This window comes from Candidatus Zixiibacteriota bacterium (assembly GCA_020853795.1).
Lineage (GTDB): Bacteria > Zixibacteria > MSB-5A5 > CAIYYT01 > CAIYYT01 > JADJGC01.
On the sequence record JADYYF010000062.1, the window covers coordinates 21,177 to 44,678 of the forward strand.

Consider the following 23,502-nt stretch of genomic DNA (forward strand, 5'->3'; position numbering starts at 1 on the left):
TTACCTCTCTGAGTGTTCAGCTCCATCGAACTTGCCGGCGGAAGCTTCGTGGTCGGCAGCCGGAGCCTCGGTTTGCTGCGGGATCATCATCGCTTTCGCCTCGAGGGCGGCATCAACCACCTGGCGGGTGATGATGCGGATCGACTTGATGGCGTCGTCATTGGCGGCAATCGGGAAGTCGATCGGGTCGGGGTCGGAGTTGGTATCAATGATGCCGATGATCGGGATGCCGAGCTTGTTGGCTTCGGCGACGGCAATCTTCTCCTTCTTGCAGTCGACGACAAACATCAGACCCGGCAGGCGATTCATGTCGCGGATACCGCCCAGCACCTTCTCGAGCTTCTCGTGCTCTTTGGTCAGGCCGGCGATTTCCTTCTTGGTGAGCTTCTCGAAGGTGCCGTCTTCGCGCATCTTCTCGATATCTTTCAGTCGCTTGATGTTCTTTTTGATCGTCTGGAAATTGGTCAACATGCCGCCGAGCCAGCGTTCGATGACAAAGAAGTGGCCGCAGCGCTGGGCCTCGGCCTTGATGACATCCTGCGCCTGCTTCTTGGTGCCGACGAACAAGATGTACTGATTCTTGCCGACGACTTCCTGCGCCTTGCGGCTGGCGATCTTGATGGCGCTGAGGGTCTTGTTGAGATCGATGATGTAGACGCCGTTTTTGGCGGTGAAGATGAACTTCTTCATCTTCGGGTTCCAGCGGCGGGTCTGATGACCGAAGTGCACGCCGGCTTCGAGGAGGTCACGAACAGTGACTTCTGCGGGCATTAAGAACTCCTGATGTGTGGTTAAACCGCCACCCGGATCCTCTTCGGTCAACGGGACGAGTCAGCGACTCGACCACCCGTCCGAATCCCCGGATGTGTGATATCGAAGGGCAGACCTTGCGGGCTGCCCGGTGAATTCCAATTAACGCTTCGAGAACTGGAAGCGCTTGCGCGCCTTGACCTGGCCGTACTTCTTGCGCTCGACCGCGCGCGGATCGCGGGTCAGCATGCCGGCCACTTTCAACGGCTTGCGCAGTTCCGGATTGAAGGTCGCCAGCGCCCGCGCCAGGGCGAGGCGGATGGCGCCGGCCTGGCCGGACAAACCGCCGCCCGTCGCGTTGACTTCGATGTCAAAGCGGCCGGCGAGACTGGTAACCTTGAGCGGCTCGGACGCGTGCGTCACCAGCGATTCGCGGGTCAGGTAGGGCAGAATCTCGCGTCCGTTGACGCTCCACTTGCCGCGACCCGGGATCAGCCAGAGACTGGCCACGGCGTTCTTGCGCCGTCCGGTAGCGTGAATCTTGTCTTGTGACATTAACTACCTTTCTATCTCCAACAACTATTTCAATTCCAGCGGTTCCGGGTTCTGCGCCGCGTGCGGGTGCACCGGTCCCTTGTAGACCTTGAGCTTGCGGATCATCTTGCGTCCCAGTGGGCCTTTGGGCAACATGCCCCAAACCGCATCGCGGATGATCGTTTCGGGATAACGGGTGATCGCCTTATCAAAGGTGATCTGACGATGGCCGCCCGGATAAAGGGTGTTCCAATGCCAGGTCTTCTCAGATTCCTTCTTCGGGGTCGACAGACGCACCTTGTCGGCATTGACGACGACGACAAAGTCACCGAGATCCATAAACGGCGAATACTCGGGCTTGGTCTTGCCCATCAGGATGCGGGCGATCTTAGTCGCCTGGCGTCCGAGGATCTTGCCGTTGACGTCGACGACGTACCATTTGCGTTCGACGGCCTCGGGTTTTAGAAAAGCGGTTCTCACTAACTACTCCTTACACTTCTCACCAATAACAAGACCCGCAAGATAGTGAACCGGATCGGTTTGTCAAGGGTGCGCACACAATAACGCGATTTTTTTACGCCGTTGGGGGAGAGCCGGTTGGCCGCTCGAGCGGCTTTTTTTGCCCTTTTCCCCCTTTCTGACGACAATTATTCCGATCGCCCGTCTACGGGCAGCCCGCGCAAGGCGCCGAACCGCCGGCGAAAATGAAGTTCACCAAATAGACGGCGTCGGTGATGTCGACGCGGGCGTTGCAGTCGACGTCGCCTGACGCAAGCGGATCGGGTGCCGCACCGCCGGCGAAAATGTAGTTCACGATGAACACGGCGTCCGTGATGTCCACCCGGCCGTTGTCGTCGACGTCCCCGCAGAGGTAGGCGGCTCCGGTCGCGAAGTTCTGCCAGAATCCGGAATTGAGCACGAATGAAGCCGAACTGGATGGACCGGCCACGGTTTGACCGATGGTGCCATCAAGCACAAAATTGGCCGAGGACATGGTGCCGCCACCGGAGGCAATCACATCCCAATTAATCTGCTCCCCGGCGCGCGGTGCATTCGGCTTCTGTGTCGCCGGCAAAGTCGGGTTATCAGATTCACTCCCGGATGTCGGCACGGCGGTCTGATTCGTCGTCGTGGCGGCCGTCGGCGCCGGTTGCGTGACGGGAGAACTGACGGTTGTCGTCGGAACCGACTTAACGGTTTTGGCCTTGGTGTCGGTCTTAGCGGCGGAAGCAGAAGCGACAAGGGCCAGCGCAGTCAGTATGATTAGAACACGCGAAATCGGTGATTTCATGGTAAGTCTCCTGCGAATATAGATCAAAATAGTACTTTCTTGCGAGAACGCAAATCTTTATTAACCCGTCCTTGCGAGTCTCCTCACTCTGCAGGTTGATCCGGTTCCTGCGGCTTGGTCGCAGCCGGCGGCAACTTGGTCAGTTCCTGCACGGCCGGAAAGTCGATGCTTCGTTCAAATGGCAGGCCGTAGGCCTGCGGATGGAGATAGCGGCCGCGCTGTTCGGCTGGCTTGGCGATCTCGGAAATCAGCGGATTGGCCTTGGCAAACTTGTCCGTCCGCACGCCGGTGACCGCCCAGGACACCTTGACGTTGGGCTGATCCGTCCTGATCTGGAAGCGATCGCCCGAGAGTTCCTTGGCGACGATCGCCTGGGCAAACTGGCCGAGCACCGTCAGTTGGTAGCGATGATCAGAAGTGATCGCCGTGAAGTAGGCGGGCACGGCCACTTCCGCCTGACCGCCTGCATCCGTTTCGACATTGCCGGAGACCGTCACCAGCATTTCCGGCGAATCAACCCCGGCCAGTTGCAGATTCTGATTTTCCGGGTCGGCCGGGTGGTCGATTCGCGTGATCTTAGCGGGCATATAGACATTGCCGCCGACATAGACATCGCCCGTGAAATAGCCGGACCAGTTGGTGGCGTTGCTGTAAGAGTGGCCATATACGGCGTAGCCGGTACCAACGTTGCTGCCAGTAGTGCCGGAGATACCGTAGGCGTTGCCCCCATTATCCAGCACAAAGTTGACAATTCCAATCGATGAAGAACTTGCGGTGTTATCGTGTACGCTGGTGTAGACGCCCGTACCAGTGCTATTACCGGTGACTTCGGCAAACACACCGAATCCCGAAATCGCGTTGGAGGTGTGTAGCTCGGCGCCGTAGGCGGCAACGCCGTAGCTGGCTTCAGCATACAGGCCATAACTTGAACCCGTCTTAAGATCGACAGTGCGGGCTCGCCCATGGACATACGCTCCGTATCGATAATCGCCGTCGGAAATGCCCACCCCATAATACCCGTAGACAGTGCCGGCGTTGGCGGCGCCGGCGGTGGCTCCCGAGGCGCGGCTGCGCATTCCGTAGACCGTGCCGGTGCTGAAATTGTCGAGATCGGCGTAGAGGCCGTAGCGAGATCCCGTCGTGCTGTAGTTGCGTATGGCCTGGAGCAAATAGGATGAGGACGGACTAAAGGCGTCGGTGCCGATCACGACACCGCTGTTGTTGCCGTAGAAGGTCGAATCGCCGATGTTCAGGCCGCCGGCAAAGGTCTTCGAGGCGGACACGGTCTGCGATGAAGTCAGATTCATCGCGGTGCCTGAAATCTTGCCGGTGGCAATGGCGGCGGAGTTGTTGATGTCGGCGTTCACGATCGTGCCGTCGAGCAGGTGCGTCGAGGTCACCCCGGCGTCGGCGATGCCAAGCGATGCACTGCCGGTCGTCGCGCCGCCCTCCAGCCCCTCGCCGGCCACGACCTCGGTAATATCGCCGGTGCCGACGTTGTCGGTCCCGTCGGCAAACCCAGCGGGGACGTTGGTCAGGTTCGTCCAACTATGATAGTGCGATGCCGGCTCTCCCTCAAGCAGGTCGCTGTCATAGCTGTGGAAAGCATATGCCGAAGAAATCATCTGGCGCCGCGGCGCGAGTTCGGGGCCGCCGTCTACTCTGATCGCCAGATAGCGGTTCGGTTCGACAAAATAGCCGGGAGCGAGGGGATTGATCGAGCCAAGAACGACCGAAAACAGACCATCGGTGACCGTCACCGCCGGGTGTAACTCCGACCAAAGCTGAATACCGCCACTGTCGCTGTCGAAGAGCGCAAACGCGATTTGATGGGATCCGTTCAGCGCAAGGCCGGCATCGTCGGTAAGTCGACCTTGATAGCTCAGCAGGAGCGGTGTTGCCGCGAAGAGACCAGTCGAGAAGACGAGCAAGCAAACGAGTGTTGTTAGTACATGAGGACGCACAGCGAGACTCCTATGGTTGAAGCGATCTGATTACCTGCGCACCGGTGTCGGGTCGCAGTTGCTGGCAGAACTGGGAACAGCAGTCCTGCGCGGTGATATCGGACGGCACGGTGCCCTCCCACGGAAAGATCAAGTCGATGTGGTAGATTGTGGCTGCGGCCATACCGGCGCTCCCAAAACATAGTAAACCGGACAAAATTGTCAAGGAATTTGATATGGGCGGACTGGCCCCTACTCAGCGAACGCGAGTTATGGGAGAGCTATCGATTGTCGGTCGGTTCCGGCATGGCCGTCGGCTCCGGCTGGGGCTGTCGCAATTGGCCGTGGCGAAGTTGATCGACACCGCGCTCACGCGGCTGGCCGAAAGCATCTGGCTGCAGGTACGTGCCGCGCTCCTCTAGCCGCTTCGGCATCTCGACCTGAGTCGGATGCGCGATTGCAAAAGCATCCTTTCTGACTCCGGTTACCTGCCAGGAAACTTCCAGATTCGGTTTGTCGGTCTTGATCGTGAATCGGCCGTGATCCAGCTTCCGGAGAACAATCGCTTGAGCAAATTCCCCGATGACCGTTAGTTGGTAGCGGAACTCGGCATTGAGAGCATCGAAATAGGGTGGCATTGCAACTACAGCCTCGCCATTGGCATCTGTCGTCACCACGCCGTCGTAGATGACCTTCTGCTCCGGTGAGTCTACTCCGGCCAATCGGAGTGTTTGATTCTCCGGATCGAGCGGATGGTCGATCTCGGTGAACTTGGCCGGCGTGAAGACATTGCCGGTGACGTTGACATCGCCGGTGAAGTAGCCGGCCCAGTTCTGCACACTGTTGGTAGAAGCGTTACCGTACACACCGTAGCCGCTTCCGAGGTTGCCGGTGGCACTGCCGACGGCGCCGTAGCCGTCATTGGAGTTGGCATAAGAAGTCCCGACTGTACCATAGCCCTTGTAGTTGTGCTTAGTTAATCCGTAGACTCCGTAGCTCAGGCTCCCCGAAGAATCGGCCTCGGCGTACACGCCATAAGTGGTTGCGCCATTGTAGGCCTGCGAGTAGACGCCGTAGGTATTCCCGTTTACCGCCCCGGAGCCGCTCAGGGTGCGCGCGAGCGCGCGGACGCCGTAGCGCTCGCTTCCGTCCGACTCGCCGCGCGCGTACACGCCTTGTACTACGCCGCTGTAGGAGAAGCCGGGCGTTGACGCCTTACTGAATCCATAAAGCGCGGTAGTCGTGCCGGACGAAGCGTTTTCGAGCCAGGAATAGAGGCCGTAATTGAAGAACGTATCGTCGTACTTGCGCCGAGCCGACAAGAGCGCGTTCGGCCCGGCCGTGATCCGCCCGATGGCAATGCTCGTGTTGTCGAGCCGCGCCGTGCTGTCGCCGACAATGAGGGCATTGTTGAACGTGTTGGTGCCGGAGAAGGTCTGCGAACCGGTCAACGTCGCCATCCCACCGGCGATCTTGCCGGGCGAAATATTCGCGGCGGCGGAGATGTCGGCATCAACAATCTGACCGTCGCCGATGTGACCGGAGGTCACACCGCCGTTGGCAATGGAAATATTGGCGTCGCCCGAAGCAGTTCCGCCGGTGAGACCGCCTGACGTGTTGACTGCCGTGATGTCGCCGCTACCGGCATCGTCGATGCCATCAGCAAATCCGGCCGGAACGCCTCTAATCCCACTCCAGTTTACCGAATCGGCAGTCTGGCTGACAATCGCGTATGCGGTTGCGACCAATTGCCGGCGTGGCGACAGCTCCGGATCCACACCGACGGTGATTCCGAGCCATCGGCTGCCGCCGACGAAGAGTCCGTTGGGAAAGGGGACATCCTGACCGAGCAAGTAAGTGTAAATGCCACCAGAGACCTGCACACTCTGGTAACCCGAGTTCCAGAGCACCAGGCCGCCTGCGGGGGCATCATATATTTGGAATTTGATCAAGTAGAGCCCATCGGCCACCGGATCGCCGGCGGCGGTGGTCAAGCGTCCTTGAAAATTCACCAGGCCGGGAGTCGCGGCTTCGGCGCGACGTGCGACCATTCCCAGGAACGAGAGTAGAATCAGGGCCGCAAGAGTGGTTCGGAGGAAATCGGGCTTCATCATCTCAGGTCTCCTTTAGTGTAGTTCTCAGAGTGCAAGCAGGCGCTCGAAGATTGTCCGCACAAGCGCCGTTCGGGATCGTCGGTCCGCCGCGGCTGATCATGGTTTCAGTTCAGCCGGAAGCAAGTCATCATTGGTCGTCGGCGTGATCGGCGCGTGCGAGCGCACCGCATCGATGCCCTGATCCCGCGCCCGACCGAAGGCCTCCGGCTGCAAATAGGCACCGCGTTCTTGCGGGCGTTTCCGGGACTCAACCACCAGCGGGTTGGCCCGGGCAAAGGCGTCTTTGCGCAAGCCGGCCACTTGCCAGGAAACCTCGAGATTCGGCTTCTCCGTCTTGATCGTAAATTGGCCGTGTTCGACCTTTCTGATAACGATTGCCTGCGCGAAATCGCCGATTACCGTCAGTTGATATCGGAAATCAGTAGTGAGTGCATCCGCGTACGCGGGCAGAACGACAACGGCCTCACCGTTGTTGTCCGTGGTCACAATTCCGTCATAGATCACTTTCTGATCGGGCGCATCAATACCGGCGAGGCGGAGCGTCTGGTTCTCCGGGTCGAGCGGATGATCGATTTGGGTGACCTTGGCCGGCGTGAAAATCGTGCCGCTCACGTTCACGTCTCCGGCGAAGTAGCCGGCATAGTTCGCCCAGCCGTTGTTGTATGCTTCGCCCCAGACGCCGTAGCCGTAAGTTGCGTTATTGTTCGCGGCCCCGTGTACGCCGTAACCAGAGCCGCTATTCAGGGCCTTGGCCATGACACCGTAGGCAGCGAACGAGGCAGAGTCGCCGGAAGCGTACATGCCGAAGACATCCGATCCCCACTTGGCGTTGGAAACAACTCCCCAGGAACCTCCGGTCGTCAGGCCGGGAGTCAGGGAGCGGGAAATCGCCTGGACGCCGTAGCGAGGGGTGCCGTCGGATTCACCGCGCGCATAAACGCCTTGCGCCAGGCCGCCGTTGCCGGCACCGGGAGTCGAGGCGCGGCTCAGCCCGTACAATGCCGTGGTCTGGCCGGTGGAAGCGTTTTCAAGCCAGGAATAAAGGCCGTAGTTGAAAAACGTGTCGTTGTACTTGCGGCGCGCGGACAGCAGCGCCGTCGGTGCGGCGGTAATTCGCCCGAGCGCAATTGTCGTATTGTCAATCCGCGCCGTACTGTCACCGAAAATGACGGTGCTATTGAACGTATTTGCGCCGGAGAATGTCTGCGTACCGGTGAGTGTTGGAATGCCGCCGGCGATTTTGCCCGGAGCGATGTTGGCGGAATTCGCAATGTCGGCATCGACGATGGTTCCGTTCTGGATGTGACTTGAAGTTATGCCGCCGGACGCTATCGCAATATTCGCGTCACCCGACGTCACTCCACCCGTCAAGCCGCCGGTTGTGTTCACCGCGGTGATATCGCCGGTTCCAATGTTGTCAATACCGTCGGCAAACCCGGCCGGCATGTTTCTGATGCCGCCCCAGTTGACCGAATCGGCATTTTGACTGACGAACGCAAAGCCGCTGGTCAGGAACTGCTTGCGCGGCGTGGACTCCGGATCGGCGCCGACCGTAATTCCCAGCCAGCGGTTGCCGTTGTTGAAAATGCCGTCGGGAAGGGAAACATCTTGGCCCAGCAGATAGGTGTAAACCCCGCCGGTCACAACTACGGGCTGGATGTTGGAATTCCAAAGCGAGGTCCCGCCGGTGGGAGCGTCGTAGATCTGGAAGCGCAGGAAGTAAGTGGCGTCGGGAACCGGGTCGCCAGCGGCAGTGGTCAATCGTCCTTGGTAGCTGACGAGACCGGGAACCGCTGCCTGCAGCGACAGCGCCGCGACCAAGGGCAAGAGCAGGGCCAAGCGGGCAAGAATCGAACGCGCAATTGCACGGGGCATGGGAATCTCCTTGAGTCGGATGTCGATAATCGCAAGTATAGCCCCATATTATCCATTTTTGAGGAATTGTAAAGCGAAAGTTGAGCCAATGGCAATCGGCGTTCAGCGGGCGCCGGCCTGCGGCAAGAGTTCCGCTTCGAGCCGCCGCAAGCGCACCTCGAGGCTCTCCAGCGCGGCAGCCTGTTCGGCGGCCGCGCGAGCCGCAATCTGTGCGTCTAATTCGCCTGCAGCCGAGTTGCTTGCAGCCGGCGCGATCCCGTACCAGGTCGGGACAAATAGCGCGGTAAGGTTGATGTTGGCAGCGGTGGCGCCGGCTCCGGAGTCCTGCCGCCCCAAGAGGTAGAAGTGCCTTGCGCCGGCGTTGACGACAAAGACTGCCTGCACGGTGACAGGCTGGGCAATCGTCGCGCTCGGCTGCGCCGACGGGACCAGCCAGCGGTAGTCCTGCGAAGCCGGAATCGTTACGGCTTGGTCGGAAACCGCAAAGTGAATTTCGTCCGCTGCACCCTGCAAGTGATTGACCTCGAGCTGCGCGGTGGCGATCACAATTACATAGCCGTTGCCGGGGCAGTTCAGGCTGCGATCGGTCAGGACGCCGAGCGAGTTGCTGAGCGCGGCGGCAGTGACAACGTTTGAGGCCACTCCCGGCTCGTTGGCGATTTCGAGAGCGCTGATCGATCCGACGGGCAGCATCACGGAATTGTCGCCGCCGATAGTCATGTCAAACAGCGCTGACCGCTCGGCGCCGGTAATGGCGACAGTCGGGCTGGCCGTGCCCGCGTAGTTGCCGTCGATAACCACGCCGCTGTGGCCCTGATTATCGCGGTTGATCACCAGCATACCGCCGCCGCCGCTTGACAAATCTGCCGCCAGTTGCGCCGCCGGCGCCGCGGAAAGATCGCGCAGAACCAGCCGCGAGCCGGAGGCCGTGGCCTCCAAAAGCGCCACCGGCTGCGATGATCCGCCACGGGAGAGCGACAGGCCGCCGTCGCGCGCACTGCTGCCGATGCGAACTGATACTGCGTATAGCGAATCGCCGGCCGCCAGTTCGCCCTGAACCGACAAATCACCGAGAATTTCGCCGCCGCCGGCGCCGTCGACACTGCCGGCGCGCAGGGCGTAAGCGGTTGCCACGATCTGGCGGCGCGGCAACAATTCAGCACCGCCGTTGATGGTGACACCAAGAAACGTGTTAGGAGAATCAAAAATTTCCGGTGCCAGCGGCGTGACGGCTCCCAGCAGGACTCCATAAAGACCGCCGACGACGGACACATCATCGTGTACCTCTGTCCAGAGCGCAATCCCGCCGACAGGATTTTCGTAGATGCGGAAGGTGAGTTGAAAACTGCCGTTCAACGCGACACCGCTGTCGTCGGTCAATCGGCCTTGATTGGAAATGAGCAACGGCACGCCGGCATTGAGCGGCCGGACGGTTGCCAGCGCGACAAACGCCATCGCCAGCACGACGGTTAACGGGATGCGATTCATTGGCTCTTCCTCTTTTGTGAGTTGCGTCCTCAACCGGCGCCGACCACGTCGAAAAGCAGCTCCGCGCGGGCGGGGCAAAGCGACGCCGTTTTTTGGGCTTTCCCGAATCAGGACTTAACGTCGAGAAATATATCCAATCTTGTGACAAAGTCAAGCCTCGACTGCCGTCCAATCCTGCTTGGCAAGCGACGGCGCACCGCTTATGTTCTCTCAGGAAATCTCATCCTGAGAAAGGAGATAGTGATGCTTGATGCCGCGAAGGCGATCTTGGTGATCGTTGACGTCCAGGGCAAACTGGCGCAACTGATGCACGATCGCGAATCCCTCTTTGCCAACCTGCAGCGGATGGCGAGCGGGGCCAAGACCCTGGGGATTCCAATCCTTTGGAACGAACAGAATCCGCTCGGCCTGGGCGCGACGATACCCGAGCTGGCCGAAATCTTGACCGGGCAGCAGCCGCTGGTGAAGAACACGTTCAGTTGCTGCGGCAATCCGGCGTTTGCCGAGAAGATCAAAGCGAGCGGTCGTCGCCAGGTGCTGCTGGTCGGCATTGAGACCCACGTCTGCGTGTACCAAACCGCGCAGGATTTGCTCGGACAGGGCTTTCAGGTCGAGGTCGTCGCCGATGCGGTGTCGTCGCGCACGGAGGCCAACCGCCGGCTCGGCCTCGAACGCATGAAAGCTCTCGGCGCCGGCATCACCAGCACTGAGATGGCGCTGTTCGAGCTTCTGCGCGTAGCCGAAGGCGACAAATTCAAGGCGATTCTCAAGTCAGTGAAATAGATGTGTCGGAACCAACAAGACTGACTGATCGGGCCACGATCTGCGCCTATCTGCGGCGCAACGTCCCGCTGCATATCTACCAGATCGGTGATCTCGATGACTTCTTCTGGCCTCACACCGAATGGTGGAGTTGGCCGGGGGAAGGCACGACTGAGGCGCTCGCCCTCATCTATCATGCGCAGTCCGGCGCGACGCTGATCGTCCTTGACAGCGATAATCACTCGTCGAATTTGGCGCTCGTGCGTGCGCTGCGGCCGAAGTTGCCGTCACGGTTCTATGCACATTTGTCACCGGGGATGGAAGTCGCCTTGGCAGAATTCTGCGAGTTGGACGACCACGGCCTTCACCTCAAGATGCATGCGGCGCTGAGTCCGGCCAGATCGAGCGGAGAGTCAAGCGGTATTGAGCCGCTGACGATAGAGCAAACACGGGATATTGAAGAATTCTACCGCGCGGCGTATCCGGGCAACTGGTTTGATCCGCGCATGCTGGCGACAGGAATGTACTTTGGCGCGCGTGACAATGGACGATTGATTGCCGCCGGCGGCGTTCATGTCTATTCACCGCAGTACCAGGTGGCGGCGATCGGCAATGTCGCGACGCTGCCGCAGTACCGCGGCCGCGGGTTGGCGACAGCGGTGATGCAGGCGATCATGCACGCGCTGGCTCCCACGATAACTTCGGTCGGCCTCAATGTGAAAGCCGACAATGCTGCCGCTATTGCCTGTTACCGCAGGCTGGGGTTCGTGGAAGTCGCGCCCTACCGTGAATTGAGCGCGATAAAACGGGACACCTGATATCGGGGCACAACTCATGAGCCGTCTTCTCGATCCACTGCGCCAAGCCTTCCATTCGGCGATTCCCCTCCCTTTGAAGTATGGCGTGGAATATCGACGCTGCTACAAGCGCCATCGGAATCTGCAGCAATGGAGCCGTGACGAAATTGCTCGGTATCAGTTCCGGCGACTGCAGGCAATCGTTGACTATGCGGTTATCCACGTGCCGTTCTATCGCCGCGTTTACGGCGCGCTGGGATTTCGCCCGGGCGATCTGAACACACCCGCCGATTTTCTGCAATTACCATGCATCCACAAGGCCGATGTTTTTCAATTTGGGGAGGAGTTCAAGTCCGACGAGTTCGAGCGCCTGCGACCGATCAAGACGGTCACGAGCGCAACGACACGCGACGGCATGGTGATGTATCGCAGTGCGCGCGCCGAGACCATCCGGTGCGCGATCGTGTGGCGGCATTGGTTCAACCTCGGTTACCGCTACCGCGAGCCGCGGGTGCAATTGACGACCGCACTGGCGTCAGCGGACAAATCCGCCATTCATGATGACTTAAGCGAGAATTGCCGCCAAATCGATCCCCGCGCCATCACCTTCGAGCTGGCGCCGCGGCTGTACAGCAGTATCCGCGAATTCCGCCCGCGTCTGATCTACGCGCAGCCGTCCAATCTGGCGGCGCTGGTGTTGTCCTGGCGCCAGCGCCAACTCGCGCCGTTTCGAGTCCCGATCGTCTATCTCGTCGGCGAAAAGATCTACCCGGAATATCGCGACATCATCGCCGACTTCTTCGGCGGGCCGATTCGGGAATACTACGGCAATCGCGAGAACACGGCCTCCGCCGGCGAACTTGCCGACGGCCGGCTCTACGTCCACGCGGATTTCGTCCACCTCGAGTTCCTCGATGTTGCCGGACAGCCGGTTGTCGGCGCACCGGCGAACATCGTTTCGACCGGTTTCGAGAACTACGCGTTTCCCCTGATCCGCTATCACACTGAAGATGTCGGTATCGACCGCGACCATCCGGCGCAAGCCCTCGTCGGCTTCCCGACCCTCGAGATCGTCGGTGGGCGCAACAAGGATCTGCTGCTGACGCCCGAGGGCCTGTTCTGCCCCTACATGGCGTCGCAGCTGCGCGACGTCGGATTCTCTCGATTCAAGCGGGTCCAATTGGAGCAGACCGCCGCTGACCGGGTCCTGGTCCGCGTCGAACCAACGGCGGACTTTGAGTTTCCCCGCGATCTCGAGATTATTGAGAATGCCTACCGCAAGTATCTCGGCCGCTGGTTCACGGTCGAAGTCGCCATCGTCGACACAATTCCTCCCAGCGATTATTGCAAGAATCGGATGGTGATCTCAGAATTGGCGCTACAGGAACTGCGCCAACAACGGGCCTTCTAAAGCACGAGTAATCAGCAAAAAGAAAGCGGCAGGCGTGACAGCCTGCCGCTGAAATCCCAGGATCAAATCGCGGATTAGAGACAAAGCGCCGGTGCTGGACCGCCCGCGAAAATGAAATTGATCAGGTATACCGCATCCGAAATCGACAGCGAGCCGCTGCAATCCGCATCGCCCGATGAAGTCGGAGCCGGCGGAGTCCCGCCCGAGAAAATGTAATTGATCATGTAGACCGGGTCCGACACGGTGATCTTGCCGTTGCCGTCAGCGTCGCCAGGCATGAACGCGGGGGCATAGGAGTAGTGCAGCGCTGCCCAGGCATTGACAATTCCCCAGCCATAGTTGTTGTCTGGTGTGGCCGACTGCGAGGCCGTCATCATCAAGGCTTCCCGCACCTGCATGTTCGTCCAGGTCGGATGACCGCCCCAGACGATCGCCGCTACTCCGGCCGTCAGCGGACAGGAGAACGACGTGCCGCTCGAGAACGTGTAGGACGCATCGCCGCCCGACGAAGCCACCGACACTGACGATCCCTGAGCGCAGACTTCCGGCTTGATCCGGCCGTCGGCGGTCGGACCGCGCGAGGAAAACGAGACAATCGCACCCGAAGAACTAACTGCGCCCACGGTCACAATACTATCGGCATCCGCCGGTGCCCCGAGGGTTGAGGCGCTTGGCCCGGAATTGCCGGCCGAGTTCACAACTAATATGCCGTTGGCAGCGGCAATATCCGCCGCGACCGTTGTCACGCAGGTGTTGCCGTCATAATCGGGAGCAGTGTACCAGTCGGTGTAGCCGAGGGAAGAGGACACGATGTCGGTGCCGATGGAATCAACCCACTCGATCGCTGCGACCCAGTTGTACTCCTCCTGAATCGTCTCATCGCGCACGTCTTCAGTCTTGCACAAAATGAACGAAGCTTCGTACGCCGGGCCGTAGTGGACGCCCGGGTTCTCGCCGCCGGAGGTCGACCAGGTTGAGGTTCCGTGGCTCCAGGCGGAGGACCAGTCGGCGGCCTCGTTGGCGACGTTGCCGTCGTTGTAAACAAAGTCCCATTCCGCGAGGACGCGCCCGTCGAGATAGGCATTCGCGAAGGAATTGTGCGTCTTGCGGAAGCCGGTATCAAACATCGAAATAATCATGCCCTGGCCGGCATAGCCGGAATCGTGGCACACCGGAACATTGATCTGCGCCAACTGGGTCAGAGAATTTCCGTACGACAGCGCGTGTGTGCCCAACGCCTGTTTCTCCACCGGGGCATCGCCTTTGAGCGGTTCTTCCGCCGGCAACGAACGTTTCATCGCCACGGCCGGCTCGATCGATGCGACGAATTCGGCGGTGGCGAGGCTGCCCAGGCGATATGGTTGGATCTCGATCGCCGCAGCGTTCAACCACTTGGAAGTGCGCAAGACACGCGCTCCCTGCTGGGTCAGTTGGTCAACATAGCGCGCGTAAACCGGCAAATCGGTGAACTTCACGTCGGAGACGCCATGCTTAAGGCGGCGCGCCTTGGCTCGCTCGGTCATGCCGGCATCAACAAGCTGCGCGGCTTGCTGAAGTTGTGCCTTGTTGAATATCCCCTTGTCTGTGAAGTAGACCCAGACCTTGACCAGACCGTCAGTTTGGTGGTTCGCCAGGTATTGAACTGCCCGGTCGGTGATCACGGCGGCGCGCTTGGCGCGCACCAGCGTCGGATCCTCGGCTTCGGGTCGAACTTTAGCAACGGCCATGGATATTGCCAGCAGCGATAACGCGGCGATCCAAAGGCGGAAATTGAGCATGCTGCACCTCGTGCGTGGTAGTGAATCGAAGTAACTAACGCTACGTCAAGATATTAACGAAGCCTCGTTATGTCAACGTTGAACTCGCCCATTTGCTCAATGTATCGGCACATTTCACTCCGGCGCAAGCTCGGCATGGCAACCGGGAGTGACTCGTCATCGAGTTAAACACAGTCGATCGTAGTGTTGTTTCGCGCGCACAACGCTGTCCAGTATTGCCGCCATCCCATACTCTGGAGACTCAGCTTCATAGTTTTGCGCACGGCCGGCATCAGCGTGATCGCGACCGAGGCGCCTAACCCGCCATCGGCCTTCAGCTTTCGCCCGCCCAACGGTTTGGCAACGCAATTGCAGAGACATTTGCCGGTTACTATACGAACGGAGTAGAGAAACGATGACCAGAATCAAGTCTCATAGCGGCATGTCAATGATGGAGATGATGATTGTCGTCGTCATCATCGGGCTGCTGGCGGCGATCGCCGTACCGAATTTCGGCGGCGCCATCAAGAAGATGAAATTCGACAATGTTGGTCGGGAAATGTTGAGCTCGTTGCGCTATGCCCGCGCGGCCGCGATCGGCACGCAGCGCCCGCACGGTGTGTTCTTCGACGCCGATAGCCGCAAGGTCTTGGTGTTCGTCGACCTGGTCAGTCCGGAACTCGGTACCTATGAAATGGGCGATTCAGTCGTCAAGACGGACACGATCCAGGTGCCCCTGAGCTCGATGAACAGCACGTTCGCAAATTCAACAGTGATCTTCAATCCCGACGGCACGGCCTCGCAGAGCGGCGATATCCTCTGTTACGGCGCCTCCGGTTACTCAAGCTCTTCATTCTCAGTCTCTTTGGTGGCGGGATCCGGGCGCGCCCGTCTCGAACGCTACGATTAGCCTTTGCTTCACTTTAGTACAGGGCCGCGTCAACACCTCGGCGCGGCCCCATCCCGCTGTAAAGAAATTTAGCACCCTCGCTAATTTTTTCCGAAGCGCTCGACGATAATAAAACAGAGTTAAAGGACTTAACAGGATCCGGTATTGCGGGGACGCCACGGTCTCCCTTTGCGATGAAGAAATTAGCGACTTTTAACAGATAAGGTACGATATGTTGTTTGGCAAAGGCAGCAAGACGGTCGTCGGCCTGGATATTGGCGCGTCGTCCATCAAGTGCGTCAAGCTCGAGCGCCGCAGTGGTACCTACGCGCTTCTGGCCATGGAGACCCGTGATCTTCCGCCGGAAGCGATTGTTTCGGATGAGGTCAAGGACCGCGACACCGTGATCTTCAACATCCAGTCGGTCATCGATATGGTCGACCCGCGCGCGCGCGACGTCGTCGTGTCGGTCTCCGGTCACGGCGTCATCACCGACAAATTCACACTCGACCGCAAGACCGGTCCGGAAGCCGAGCAGGCGATCCTGTTCGAAGCCGAACAGCGGGCGCCCTATGATCTCGACGATGTCACGATGGACTACCATGTCCTCAGCGTCGACGAGGTCAATAACAAGATGGACGTACTGCTGGTGGCGGCCCGCAACGACTTCCTCAAACAATACCTCGATCTGCTGGTGGATGCTAACCTGCGGCCGGTGCTGGTCGATACCGACGCCTTTGCCGTGCTCAATGCCTACGAGATCAACTACGATATTCACCCCGAGCGCGTCACGGCGCTGGTCAACATCGGCTACGACAACACCAACGTCGTCTTCATCAAGGACGGCATCTATCATTCGACCCGCGACGTCGCCGCCGGCGGGCGCATCATCTTCGACACGATCCAGAAGGAATTCCGCCTGAATCAGGAATTGACGATGAAGGCGATCAAGGGGGAAATGGAAGCTTCGATCGATCAGGATATGCTCAAGGCGACGATCATCACCTCGGCGGAAGAACTGATTTCCGGCCTGGAAGTCGCGTTCTCGTACTTCCGGTCGTTGGCGAAAGTTGACAAGATCGACTGGGTGGTGCTGTCGGGCGGCGGCGCGTTGATGCCGCACCTGCCGGAATTCCTGCAGTCGAAGCTGAATATCCCGATCGAGATCGCCAACCCGCTGCGCAACATCGAATACGATCCCGACATCTTTACCAATGTCCAGCCGGAGCGAATTGCACCCCTGCTGGCGGTGCCGATTGGACTGGCAGCAAGGAAGGTATAGATACTATGCTGGAAATCAATCTACTCCCCAAAGAATACCGCCGGCGCAGCAATGTGCTCAACTTCGACAAGAAGTTCATGTACGTCGGCGTCGCCGCGGCCGCGGTCGTGGTCGCCCTCGGCGGCATCAGCTTCTACCAGACGCACCAGGTCAGCCGGCTGGAAAAGCTGATCCAGAAGGCGCGCATCGAAGAAGGCCGCTACAAGAAGGACATCGCGATTATCGACGCGTTGACCGAAGTCAAAGGCAAGATTCTCGCGCGCGTGTCGGCGATCGAAAAGCTCGACCAGCGCCGCGACTTCTATATCCGGCTGATGGAAGACCTGAACAGCCGCATTCCGGAATTCCTCTGGATGACCGGCTTCCAGGAAACGCCACCCAGCATCGGCGCGGTGTCGCCGCAGCAGCCCGGCAAGAGCGCGCCACCGTCCAGCGGCACCGCCAAGACGCCGCCGCCGGCCGCCGGAACCCCGCCGGCGCTGGAAGGTCCGGCCGTGGGCACCGCCGAGATCGACGGCTACGCCCACAGCCTGAACGCCATCGGCTCCTTCATCATCGGGCTGATGAAATCCGATTTCTTTGACAACATCAAATTGAGCCGTGCGGTCGCCGAAGACGTCGGCGATGTCACGGCCTACAACTTCAAGATCACCTGTAGTCTGAATTATGATGCTGACCGCGCGCGCGACGAGTTCGAGGACGGCTCCGATGACGATCTCAACTTATCGTCGACCGCCGGGCACGAAGACGACGTCTACGATTTCGATTATACCGCGGATTACAGGGAACAGTAAGGATTTTGGCAAGCGAGCCGGAGGCATAGATGGATTTCAAAGACCCGAAAACACAAAAGCTGCTCCTGGTAGCGCTGGTGTTCATACTGGCGATCTACTTCTGGCACTCGAAGGTGTTCGAGCCCGCGAGCGAGCGGCTCAGTGCCCAGCGCGCCAGCTACGAGCAGGTGATGACCAATCTCAAAACGATTGAACTCAAGGCCAAATCGCTGGCGGGACTGCGCAAAGAATATGAGAAGCTGCTCGACCGTTACCAGGCGATCGAACAACTGCTGCCGGAAGAAGAGCAGGTGCCCGACTTCCTGCTGCAACTGCATTCCGCCTCGATGGTCGCGCAGGCCAAGATCGGCGAAGTGACGCCGCAAATGGCCAGCAGCGAGTCGTTCTACAACACGTCGGAATACGGCGTCAAGTTCATCGGCACCTACCATGAACTGGGACGATTCCTCGCCGCCGTCGCCAATTTCCCGTTTATCACCAACGTCTCGCGTCTGACGCTGAAGGGACTGCCTCCGGAAGTTGCCTCCCAGAAGACGGCCGACCGCAAGAAGGGTGATTACGACACGCGCACGCTGGAAGCCAACTTCTTCCTCTCGACCTACTTCGTGAAGCCGGAAGAGAAGCTGAAAGGCGTGCAGTTTGAAGGAGAGGAGCCGGGCAATGTTACGAACTAAGCTTCTGCTGCTGCTGACGATCATCCTGGTCGCCGCGCCGCTCTCGGCTTACGCGACCGTCCAGGTCACGAATCTCCAGATGGTGAAGAGCGGCCAGTTTACCGAGCTCACCATCGCCTGCAGCGATAAGTGCGACTTCACGCACCAAATTGTCGAGCAGGCCGCCAATAAGCCTTACCGCATCGTGGTTGATATCAAGGATGCCATCCACGGCTTGCCGCAGCACGCGTTTGCGAACCTGCCGGGCGCGACGATCAAGCAGATCCGCACCAGCCAGTTCTCAACCGAGCCGGAGAAGATCGTCCGGATCGTGGTTGATGCCGCGGCGACCGTGACCTACAAGGTCAAGGCCGGCGACAACGGCGTCACGCTGATGATCAACACGCCGAACGATCAGGATTTTGCCGCCTGGTCGGCGGTGCCGGGCGCCGCTCCGGTGGTGGCCAGCTCGCAGCCGGCCGCACCGAAACCGATGCCGGCGATTGAAGGCAATGAAGCCAACGCCCCCAAGGTCGACCGGAGCGATCCGGCCAAGCAGAACCTGCAGTTGGCCGGCAAGCCGATCGACGAAGGCAAGCTCCTGAATAAAAAACCGACCAATTCGAGTACCAACCAGACGCCGCCGACCGCCGGCACTTCGACTCCGCCGCCGACCGTCACCGGCGATCCGGCATTGCTCGAAACGATCTATGGCGCCAGTCCGTCCGATTCGAAGCAAACTACTCCGGCGACGACGACCAAGCCGGCGCCCGCGCCCGCGACGACTGCAGCGCAACCCAAGTCGGAACCGGCCAAGGTGGTGGATTCGGCGGTGATCCCGCAGCTCAACAAGCCGGGCACGCAGCCGGCGGCGACTCCGAGCGAGTCGATCAAGCCGCCAACCAGCCAGAAAACGGCGCTGCCGGATGTGAAGGTGAATCCGAAACCGAAGTTTGCCGAGAACCAGCCGCCCGCTGCCGGCACCGTCGGCACGGCGCTGAACCACACCCCAAACGAGACTGAGGCGGAATCCGCGCCGGAAGTCGCGCAGGATGACGCGAACGCCGCCGTGAAGTCGAAGAGCGAAGCCGTGCGCGAAAAGTATCAAGCGCAGCGCGACAAGAGCGCCGGCGACGAGGGCGCAGCCGAGACGTCTGAACTCGCGCAGAACACCGACACCCCGGCGTCGCTCAATAAGATCGACCGCATCCGCCTGAAATACAAACGCGGAATCAAGTTCGTGCAAAACGAAGCGGACGAACAGCGGCAGGCGGAGGAATTGATGGAAGTCCCGACCGAGGAATACGCGGAAGCGCCGCAGGTCGGCCCCTACAACGAATTCCTGCCCGAACGTGAGATCGTCGTCTACAACACCGGCGGCCGTCTCGATCCGTTCGAGCCTCTAATCGAGGACGCCCAGAAGAGCGCCGGTTACGACCGCATCCCCGATGTCGAGTCGCTGCGCCTGGTCGGCGTGCTCCTTGATAAACGTTCCAGTCGCGCGCTGTTCGAGGATGCCAACGGCTACTCCTACATCCTGCAGACTGGTGATCGCGTGAAGAACGGTTTTGTGCTGTCGATTACGGAAGACCGCGTGGTCTTCCAGATTCGCCAGTACGGCTGGAACCGTCAGGTCGCCTTGGATCTGGAAGACAGTCAATAATCAATAGAGAGAGGGACCAATGTTAGGGAAAAAGCTCGATTGCCTGATAGCGATTGTCCTGCTCGCGCTCGCCCTGGCCGTTGCCGGTCAGCCCGCGCTGGCGCAGGATGATCCGTCGGCGCCGATCAAAAACCTCAGCTTCCAAAACGCCGACATTCGCACCGTCATCGGTTTCCTCGCCGATTACGGCCAGGTGAATATCGTGACGACTCCGGAAGTGCAGGGCAACGTGACGTTCAGCCTGAAGCGCGTGACGTGGCGCGAGGCGCTCGACATTCTCTGCAAGACCTACGGCCTCACCGTCGATGAAACCGCCAAGTTCATCCGCGTCGTGCCGACCAAGACCTATCTCGACGAAGTCGCCACCCTCGAAAAGCACAACGCCGAGAAGGAAAAACTCACCGAACTCAACACCTCGGTGATGAAGATCGACAATGCCGCCGCGGAAGACCTGCAGAAGACCGTCACCCCGCTGTTGTCGGAGCGCGGCAAGGTGCAGATCGACAAGCGCACCAATAACCTGATCGTCCGCGACGTGCCGTCGAACGTCACCAAGATCTCCAAGCTGGTCAGCGATCTTGATTATGCCACCAAGCAGATCCGGATCTCGACCCAGATGGTCGAAGTCTCGACCTCGAAGCTGCAAGAGTACGGCATCGACATCACGTCGACCGGCTTCAAGCGCACTTCCTCCGGCAAGGAGTACACGCAGGAATCGAGTCAGTTGCTCGACCGCGTCGCCAATCCGGCCGGCAACTTCACCTTCTCGACCATTCAGGATGGCTGGGATCTGAAGGCGACGATTTCGGCGCTGGTTTCCGACGGTCACGGCAAAATCGTGGCGCACCCGGAAATCACCACGGTCGACAACAAGGAAGCCAAGATCCAGATGGGTCAGAAGATTCCGATCAAGCAGTTCGACCAGGCCGGCAACGTGGTCATCACGTTTGAAGAAATCGGCACGCTGCTGCGCGTCACCCCGCACATCACCGAGGAGAACAAGATCCTCATGGCGTTGCGGCCGGAACGCAGCTCGTACCAGTTTGACGCGAATGGCGTCATCATCAATACCAGCAATGCTGAAACCAACGTCGTCGTCGAAAACGGCCAAACGGCCGTCATCGGCGGTCTGACGACGCAGGATGTGATTAACGACGTTTCCGGTATCCCGGTTTTGAAAGACATTCCGTTACTCGGAGCACTGTTCCGTTACGAACGCAAGAAAGTCGAGAACCGTGACCTGGTGATCTTTGTAACTCCGACCGTTGTCGAGGGCAGCCTGGCCGGCACGCCGCCCGACAGCGATCGTGGCAATTAACTCGGGCGAGATTAAGCTCAGGACTTTAACAGCCTTAAGGAGATGATCGCAATGAAGTCGATTTCCCCCTTGCGCAAGCTCGCCGTCGGGTTGATGATCGCTGCCGCCGCCGCGCTCGCGTTTGTGATCGCTGGCTGCGGTGATGACACGCTCTCGGGCAGCGGCAATTACTTCATCGAAACTATCTATTCGACGCCGTCGTCCGAGGTCACCAAGGGTTCGACCGTGATTGTCGAAGCCCAGGTGACCGACGCCAACGGCAACCCGGTCGCCGGCCGCGAAGTTACCTTCACGGTCAGCCCGACGTCGCTCGGCTACTTCACACCGACGACGGATACCTCCGATGCCAGCGGTTTGGTCGCCGCGGTGTTTACCGCGTCCTCCGCCGGTAACGCCACGCTCACCGCCACCACCGGCGGCAACTTCAAGAGCAAGGCGATGCGCATTAACGAATCCGCCGTCTCCACCGGCCGCGTCTCGATCGAACTGACGCCGGCGCTGATGACGGCCAACGGCGAAGACAGCGCGTTTGTCACGATCACGGCCGAGACTTCCGCCGGCGCCCCCGTCGCCGACGGCACCGTGCTCTACCTGGTCGCGGGTGAACGCTTTGAAGATCGCGATCAGGACGGCTATTACACGCAGGGCATCGACAGTCTGATGTTCGACGCCAACGCCAACGGCCGTTGGGATCCGATCGGTTCAATTCCGTCAACCGTTCAAACCAGTGGCGGCTCCGCGTCGGTGATCTACCGCGCCGGCAGCCAGGCCACGACGGTCTATATCCGCGCTACCATGATCGACGGCTCCGAAGTCGAATACTCCGAAATTCCGGCGAAGCTGAATCCGAATACCTCGGTCGCGTCGATTACGATGACCCACAACGGCGAGGACCTGCGCGTCCGCGGCGTTGGCGGCATCGAATTCTCGATCGTGACCGCCACGGCCTACGATCAGTACGGCAACAAGGTGCCGGAAGGCATTCCGATTGACTTTACCATCGCCAACGGTCCGAACGGCGGCGAGAATATCCAGGGCCAGGGCTACGGTCCGGTAACGGTTGCGACCAATTCGTCCGGACAGGCCTCGGTGACCATCTATTCCGGAACCGTCGCGGGAACAATTCGTCTCCGCGCCTCCTCCGGCTCGGTGCTCTCAGCGGTGACGCACCTGACGATCAACGCCGGTCCGCCGGCGCACCTGTCGGTCGGCGTGGCCAGCCTGAATATCCGCGCGTGGGATGTCGTGAACGTGCTGAACCGGATCGCGGTCAATGTCAACGACATCTACGGCAACCCCGTGCCTGACTCGACCTCGGTGTACTTTGGTACCGAAGAAGGTACCGTGCAGGCCGAAGCGATGACCGGCACGCAGTGGCCGGACGGTATTGTCGAAGTCGACTGGTACTCCGGTAATCCGCGCAACGATGGCCTCGCGCATGTCTTCGTAAGCACCGCGGGCGGCCAGGTCGGCGACACGGTGATGTTCATCACCTCCGGTCCCTCCGTTTACATGACCGCGCTGGCTTACCCCAGCTCGCTCATCGCCGACGGCGAAGACAAGGGTACCGTGATCATCCAGGTGCGCGACATCAACAATAACTGGGTCGTGCCGGGAACACCGGTCACCTTCAAGACTGATTTCGGTACCATTAATGGCGGCGGCACGCAGGACGGCTGGATCAACTCGCTCTATGAGACCGAGTACCACTCCGAAGTCCTGAAGCGCGACTATTCGCCGGTCTCGCCGGATGACGGCATCGGCGCGGTCGCGGTGGTGCGTTATCAGGCCGGCGGTGTTGTCGGTCCCGATGCCACCTTCCAGACGCTGTTCCTGACCGGTTATACCTACGTCGGCAACTGCGACATTATCATCGAACCCGAAATCGAGCCGGGCGCTACCGTCCCGTTCTCGATCGTGGTGAAAGACCGCGCGGGCAATCCGCTCGGCGGCCATTCCCTTGAGGTTTCGGCCAGCCTGGGTACGCTGTCGGCCGTCTTCCTGACGACCGATTCTTATGGCGAAGCCAACCTGTTCTTCACCGCTCCGGCCTCGATCGGCGCGTCGATCATCACGGTCAACGACCGCGATCCGCGCGGCGAAGTCGCCTTTGCCAAGAAGGTGAAGATCAAGAACGAAGAATAGTTCGAACTTGCTCCAATTCCTGTTGAGGCGGCCCGT

At 59.8% G+C, this 23,502-nt stretch carries 20 protein-coding genes; 10 read left to right on the top strand and 10 right to left on the bottom strand.

Going from position 1 to position 23,502, the window contains the following annotated elements:
* From rpsB to IT585_04460, 9 genes are all read right to left on the bottom strand, one after another.
* Nucleotides 1–771, bottom strand: a complete 771-nt coding sequence (gene rpsB, locus IT585_04420) for a 30S ribosomal protein S2 (GenBank protein ID MCC6962478.1) — start codon at nt 769–771, stop codon at nt 1–3.
* 141 nt (nt 772–912) lie between these two features.
* A complete protein-coding gene (gene rpsI, locus IT585_04425) occupies nt 913–1,305 on the bottom strand; it encodes a 30S ribosomal protein S9 (protein MCC6962479.1) in 393 nt (130 codons plus the stop codon).
* Nucleotides 1,306–1,329: 24 nt separating this feature from the next.
* On the bottom strand, nt 1,330–1,764 hold the full coding sequence (gene rplM / locus IT585_04430) for a 50S ribosomal protein L13 (protein MCC6962480.1): 435 nt from the start codon (nt 1,762–1,764) through the stop codon (nt 1,330–1,332).
* 184 nt (nt 1,765–1,948) lie between these two features.
* Nucleotides 1,949–2,575, bottom strand: coding sequence for a hypothetical protein (locus IT585_04435; protein MCC6962481.1), 627 nt, complete (start codon nt 2,573–2,575; stop codon nt 1,949–1,951).
* 83 nt (nt 2,576–2,658) lie between these two features.
* Entirely contained in the window at nt 2,659–4,539 is a 1,881-nt protein-coding gene (locus IT585_04440) for a hypothetical protein (GenBank protein MCC6962482.1), read from the bottom strand.
* Nucleotides 4,540–4,549: 10 nt separating this feature from the next.
* A complete protein-coding gene (locus IT585_04445) occupies nt 4,550–4,702 on the bottom strand; it encodes a hypothetical protein (protein MCC6962483.1) in 153 nt (50 codons plus the stop codon).
* Between the two features lie 97 nt (nt 4,703–4,799).
* Nucleotides 4,800–6,632: a hypothetical protein gene (locus IT585_04450; protein MCC6962484.1), complete on the bottom strand. Its 1,833-nt coding sequence runs from the start codon at nt 6,630–6,632 to the stop codon at nt 4,800–4,802.
* Nucleotides 6,633–6,728: 96 nt separating this feature from the next.
* On the bottom strand, nt 6,729–8,507 hold the full coding sequence (locus IT585_04455) for a hypothetical protein (GenBank protein MCC6962485.1): 1,779 nt from the start codon (nt 8,505–8,507) through the stop codon (nt 6,729–6,731).
* Nucleotides 8,508–8,609: 102 nt separating this feature from the next.
* Nucleotides 8,610–9,995, bottom strand: coding sequence for a hypothetical protein (locus IT585_04460; GenBank protein MCC6962486.1), 1,386 nt, complete (start codon nt 9,993–9,995; stop codon nt 8,610–8,612).
* A gap of 243 nt (nt 9,996–10,238) precedes the next feature.
* On the opposite strand from IT585_04460, the gene IT585_04465 reads away from it, so the two are divergent.
* The 3 genes from IT585_04465 (at nt 10,239) to IT585_04475 (ending at nt 12,965) form a co-directional block, all read left to right on the top strand.
* Nucleotides 10,239–10,778, top strand: a complete 540-nt coding sequence (locus IT585_04465) for a hydrolase (protein ID MCC6962487.1) — start codon at nt 10,239–10,241, stop codon at nt 10,776–10,778.
* A gap of 2 nt (nt 10,779–10,780) precedes the next feature.
* Nucleotides 10,781–11,575, top strand: coding sequence for a GNAT family N-acetyltransferase (locus tag IT585_04470; GenBank protein MCC6962488.1), 795 nt, complete (start codon nt 10,781–10,783; stop codon nt 11,573–11,575).
* A gap of 85 nt (nt 11,576–11,660) precedes the next feature.
* Entirely contained in the window at nt 11,661–12,965 is a 1,305-nt protein-coding gene (locus IT585_04475; protein ID MCC6962489.1) for a hypothetical protein, read from the top strand.
* A gap of 74 nt (nt 12,966–13,039) precedes the next feature.
* On the opposite strand, the gene IT585_04480 is transcribed toward IT585_04475, so the two are convergent.
* Nucleotides 13,040–14,743 (bottom strand): S8 family serine peptidase, encoded by a 1,704-nt coding sequence (locus IT585_04480; protein ID MCC6962490.1) that lies wholly within the window; start codon nt 14,741–14,743, stop codon nt 13,040–13,042.
* A 394-nt stretch (nt 14,744–15,137) separates the two neighbouring features.
* On the opposite strand from IT585_04480, the gene IT585_04485 reads away from it, so the two are divergent.
* The 7 genes from IT585_04485 to IT585_04515 all read left to right on the top strand — a co-directional run bounded on the left by IT585_04485 (nt 15,138) and on the right by IT585_04515 (nt 23,466).
* Nucleotides 15,138–15,632, top strand: a complete 495-nt coding sequence (locus IT585_04485; GenBank protein MCC6962491.1) for a GspH/FimT family pseudopilin — start codon at nt 15,138–15,140, stop codon at nt 15,630–15,632.
* A gap of 211 nt (nt 15,633–15,843) precedes the next feature.
* Complete coding sequence (pilM, locus tag IT585_04490; GenBank protein ID MCC6962492.1) at nt 15,844–16,893, top strand: type IV pilus assembly protein PilM; 1,050 nt, start codon at nt 15,844–15,846, stop codon at nt 16,891–16,893.
* Nucleotides 16,894–16,898: 5 nt separating this feature from the next.
* A complete protein-coding gene (locus IT585_04495; GenBank protein ID MCC6962493.1) occupies nt 16,899–17,687 on the top strand; it encodes a PilN domain-containing protein in 789 nt (262 codons plus the stop codon).
* A 29-nt stretch (nt 17,688–17,716) separates the two neighbouring features.
* Nucleotides 17,717–18,361, top strand: a complete 645-nt coding sequence (gene pilO, locus IT585_04500) for a type 4a pilus biogenesis protein PilO (protein MCC6962494.1) — start codon at nt 17,717–17,719, stop codon at nt 18,359–18,361.
* Complete coding sequence (locus tag IT585_04505; protein ID MCC6962495.1) at nt 18,348–20,003, top strand: AMIN domain-containing protein; 1,656 nt, start codon at nt 18,348–18,350, stop codon at nt 20,001–20,003. Before pilO ends, IT585_04505 begins: the two co-directional genes overlap by 14 nt.
* Nucleotides 20,004–20,022: 19 nt before the next feature.
* Nucleotides 20,023–21,321 carry a type IV pilus secretin PilQ gene (gene pilQ / locus IT585_04510; protein ID MCC6962496.1) on the top strand — a complete coding sequence of 433 codons (1,299 nt, stop codon included), beginning with the start codon at nt 20,023–20,025 and terminating at the stop codon, nt 21,319–21,321.
* Nucleotides 21,322–21,372: 51 nt separating this feature from the next.
* Nucleotides 21,373–23,466 carry an Ig-like domain-containing protein gene (locus IT585_04515; protein MCC6962497.1) on the top strand — a complete coding sequence of 698 codons (2,094 nt, stop codon included), beginning with the start codon at nt 21,373–21,375 and terminating at the stop codon, nt 23,464–23,466.
* Nucleotides 23,467–23,502 lie beyond the last annotated feature (36 nt).

Coding starts and splice junctions, on each gene's coding strand:
- IT585_04445 (MCC6962483.1), bottom strand. CDS start 4,702: ATGGCCGCAGCCACAATCTACCACATCGACTTGATCTTTCCGTGGGAG.
- pilO (MCC6962494.1), top strand. CDS start 17,717: ATGGATTTCAAAGACCCGAAAACACAAAAGCTGCTCCTGGTAGCGCTG.
- IT585_04485 (MCC6962491.1), top strand. CDS start 15,138: ATGACCAGAATCAAGTCTCATAGCGGCATGTCAATGATGGAGATGATG.
- IT585_04465 (MCC6962487.1), top strand. CDS start 10,239: ATGCTTGATGCCGCGAAGGCGATCTTGGTGATCGTTGACGTCCAGGGC.
- IT585_04505 (MCC6962495.1), top strand. CDS start 18,348: ATGTTACGAACTAAGCTTCTGCTGCTGCTGACGATCATCCTGGTCGCC.
- IT585_04455 (MCC6962485.1), bottom strand. CDS start 8,507: ATGCCCCGTGCAATTGCGCGTTCGATTCTTGCCCGCTTGGCCCTGCTC.
- rpsI (MCC6962479.1), bottom strand. CDS start 1,305: ATGTCACAAGACAAGATTCACGCTACCGGACGGCGCAAGAACGCCGTG.
- pilQ (MCC6962496.1), top strand. CDS start 20,023: ATGTTAGGGAAAAAGCTCGATTGCCTGATAGCGATTGTCCTGCTCGCG.
- rpsB (MCC6962478.1), bottom strand. CDS start 771: ATGCCCGCAGAAGTCACTGTTCGTGACCTCCTCGAAGCCGGCGTGCAC.
- IT585_04495 (MCC6962493.1), top strand. CDS start 16,899: ATGCTGGAAATCAATCTACTCCCCAAAGAATACCGCCGGCGCAGCAAT.
- IT585_04480 (MCC6962490.1), bottom strand. CDS start 14,743: ATGCTCAATTTCCGCCTTTGGATCGCCGCGTTATCGCTGCTGGCAATA.
- IT585_04460 (MCC6962486.1), bottom strand. CDS start 9,995: ATGAATCGCATCCCGTTAACCGTCGTGCTGGCGATGGCGTTTGTCGCG.
- IT585_04515 (MCC6962497.1), top strand. CDS start 21,373: ATGAAGTCGATTTCCCCCTTGCGCAAGCTCGCCGTCGGGTTGATGATC.
- IT585_04435 (MCC6962481.1), bottom strand. CDS start 2,575: ATGAAATCACCGATTTCGCGTGTTCTAATCATACTGACTGCGCTGGCC.
- IT585_04450 (MCC6962484.1), bottom strand. CDS start 6,632: ATGATGAAGCCCGATTTCCTCCGAACCACTCTTGCGGCCCTGATTCTA.
- pilM (MCC6962492.1), top strand. CDS start 15,844: ATGTTGTTTGGCAAAGGCAGCAAGACGGTCGTCGGCCTGGATATTGGC.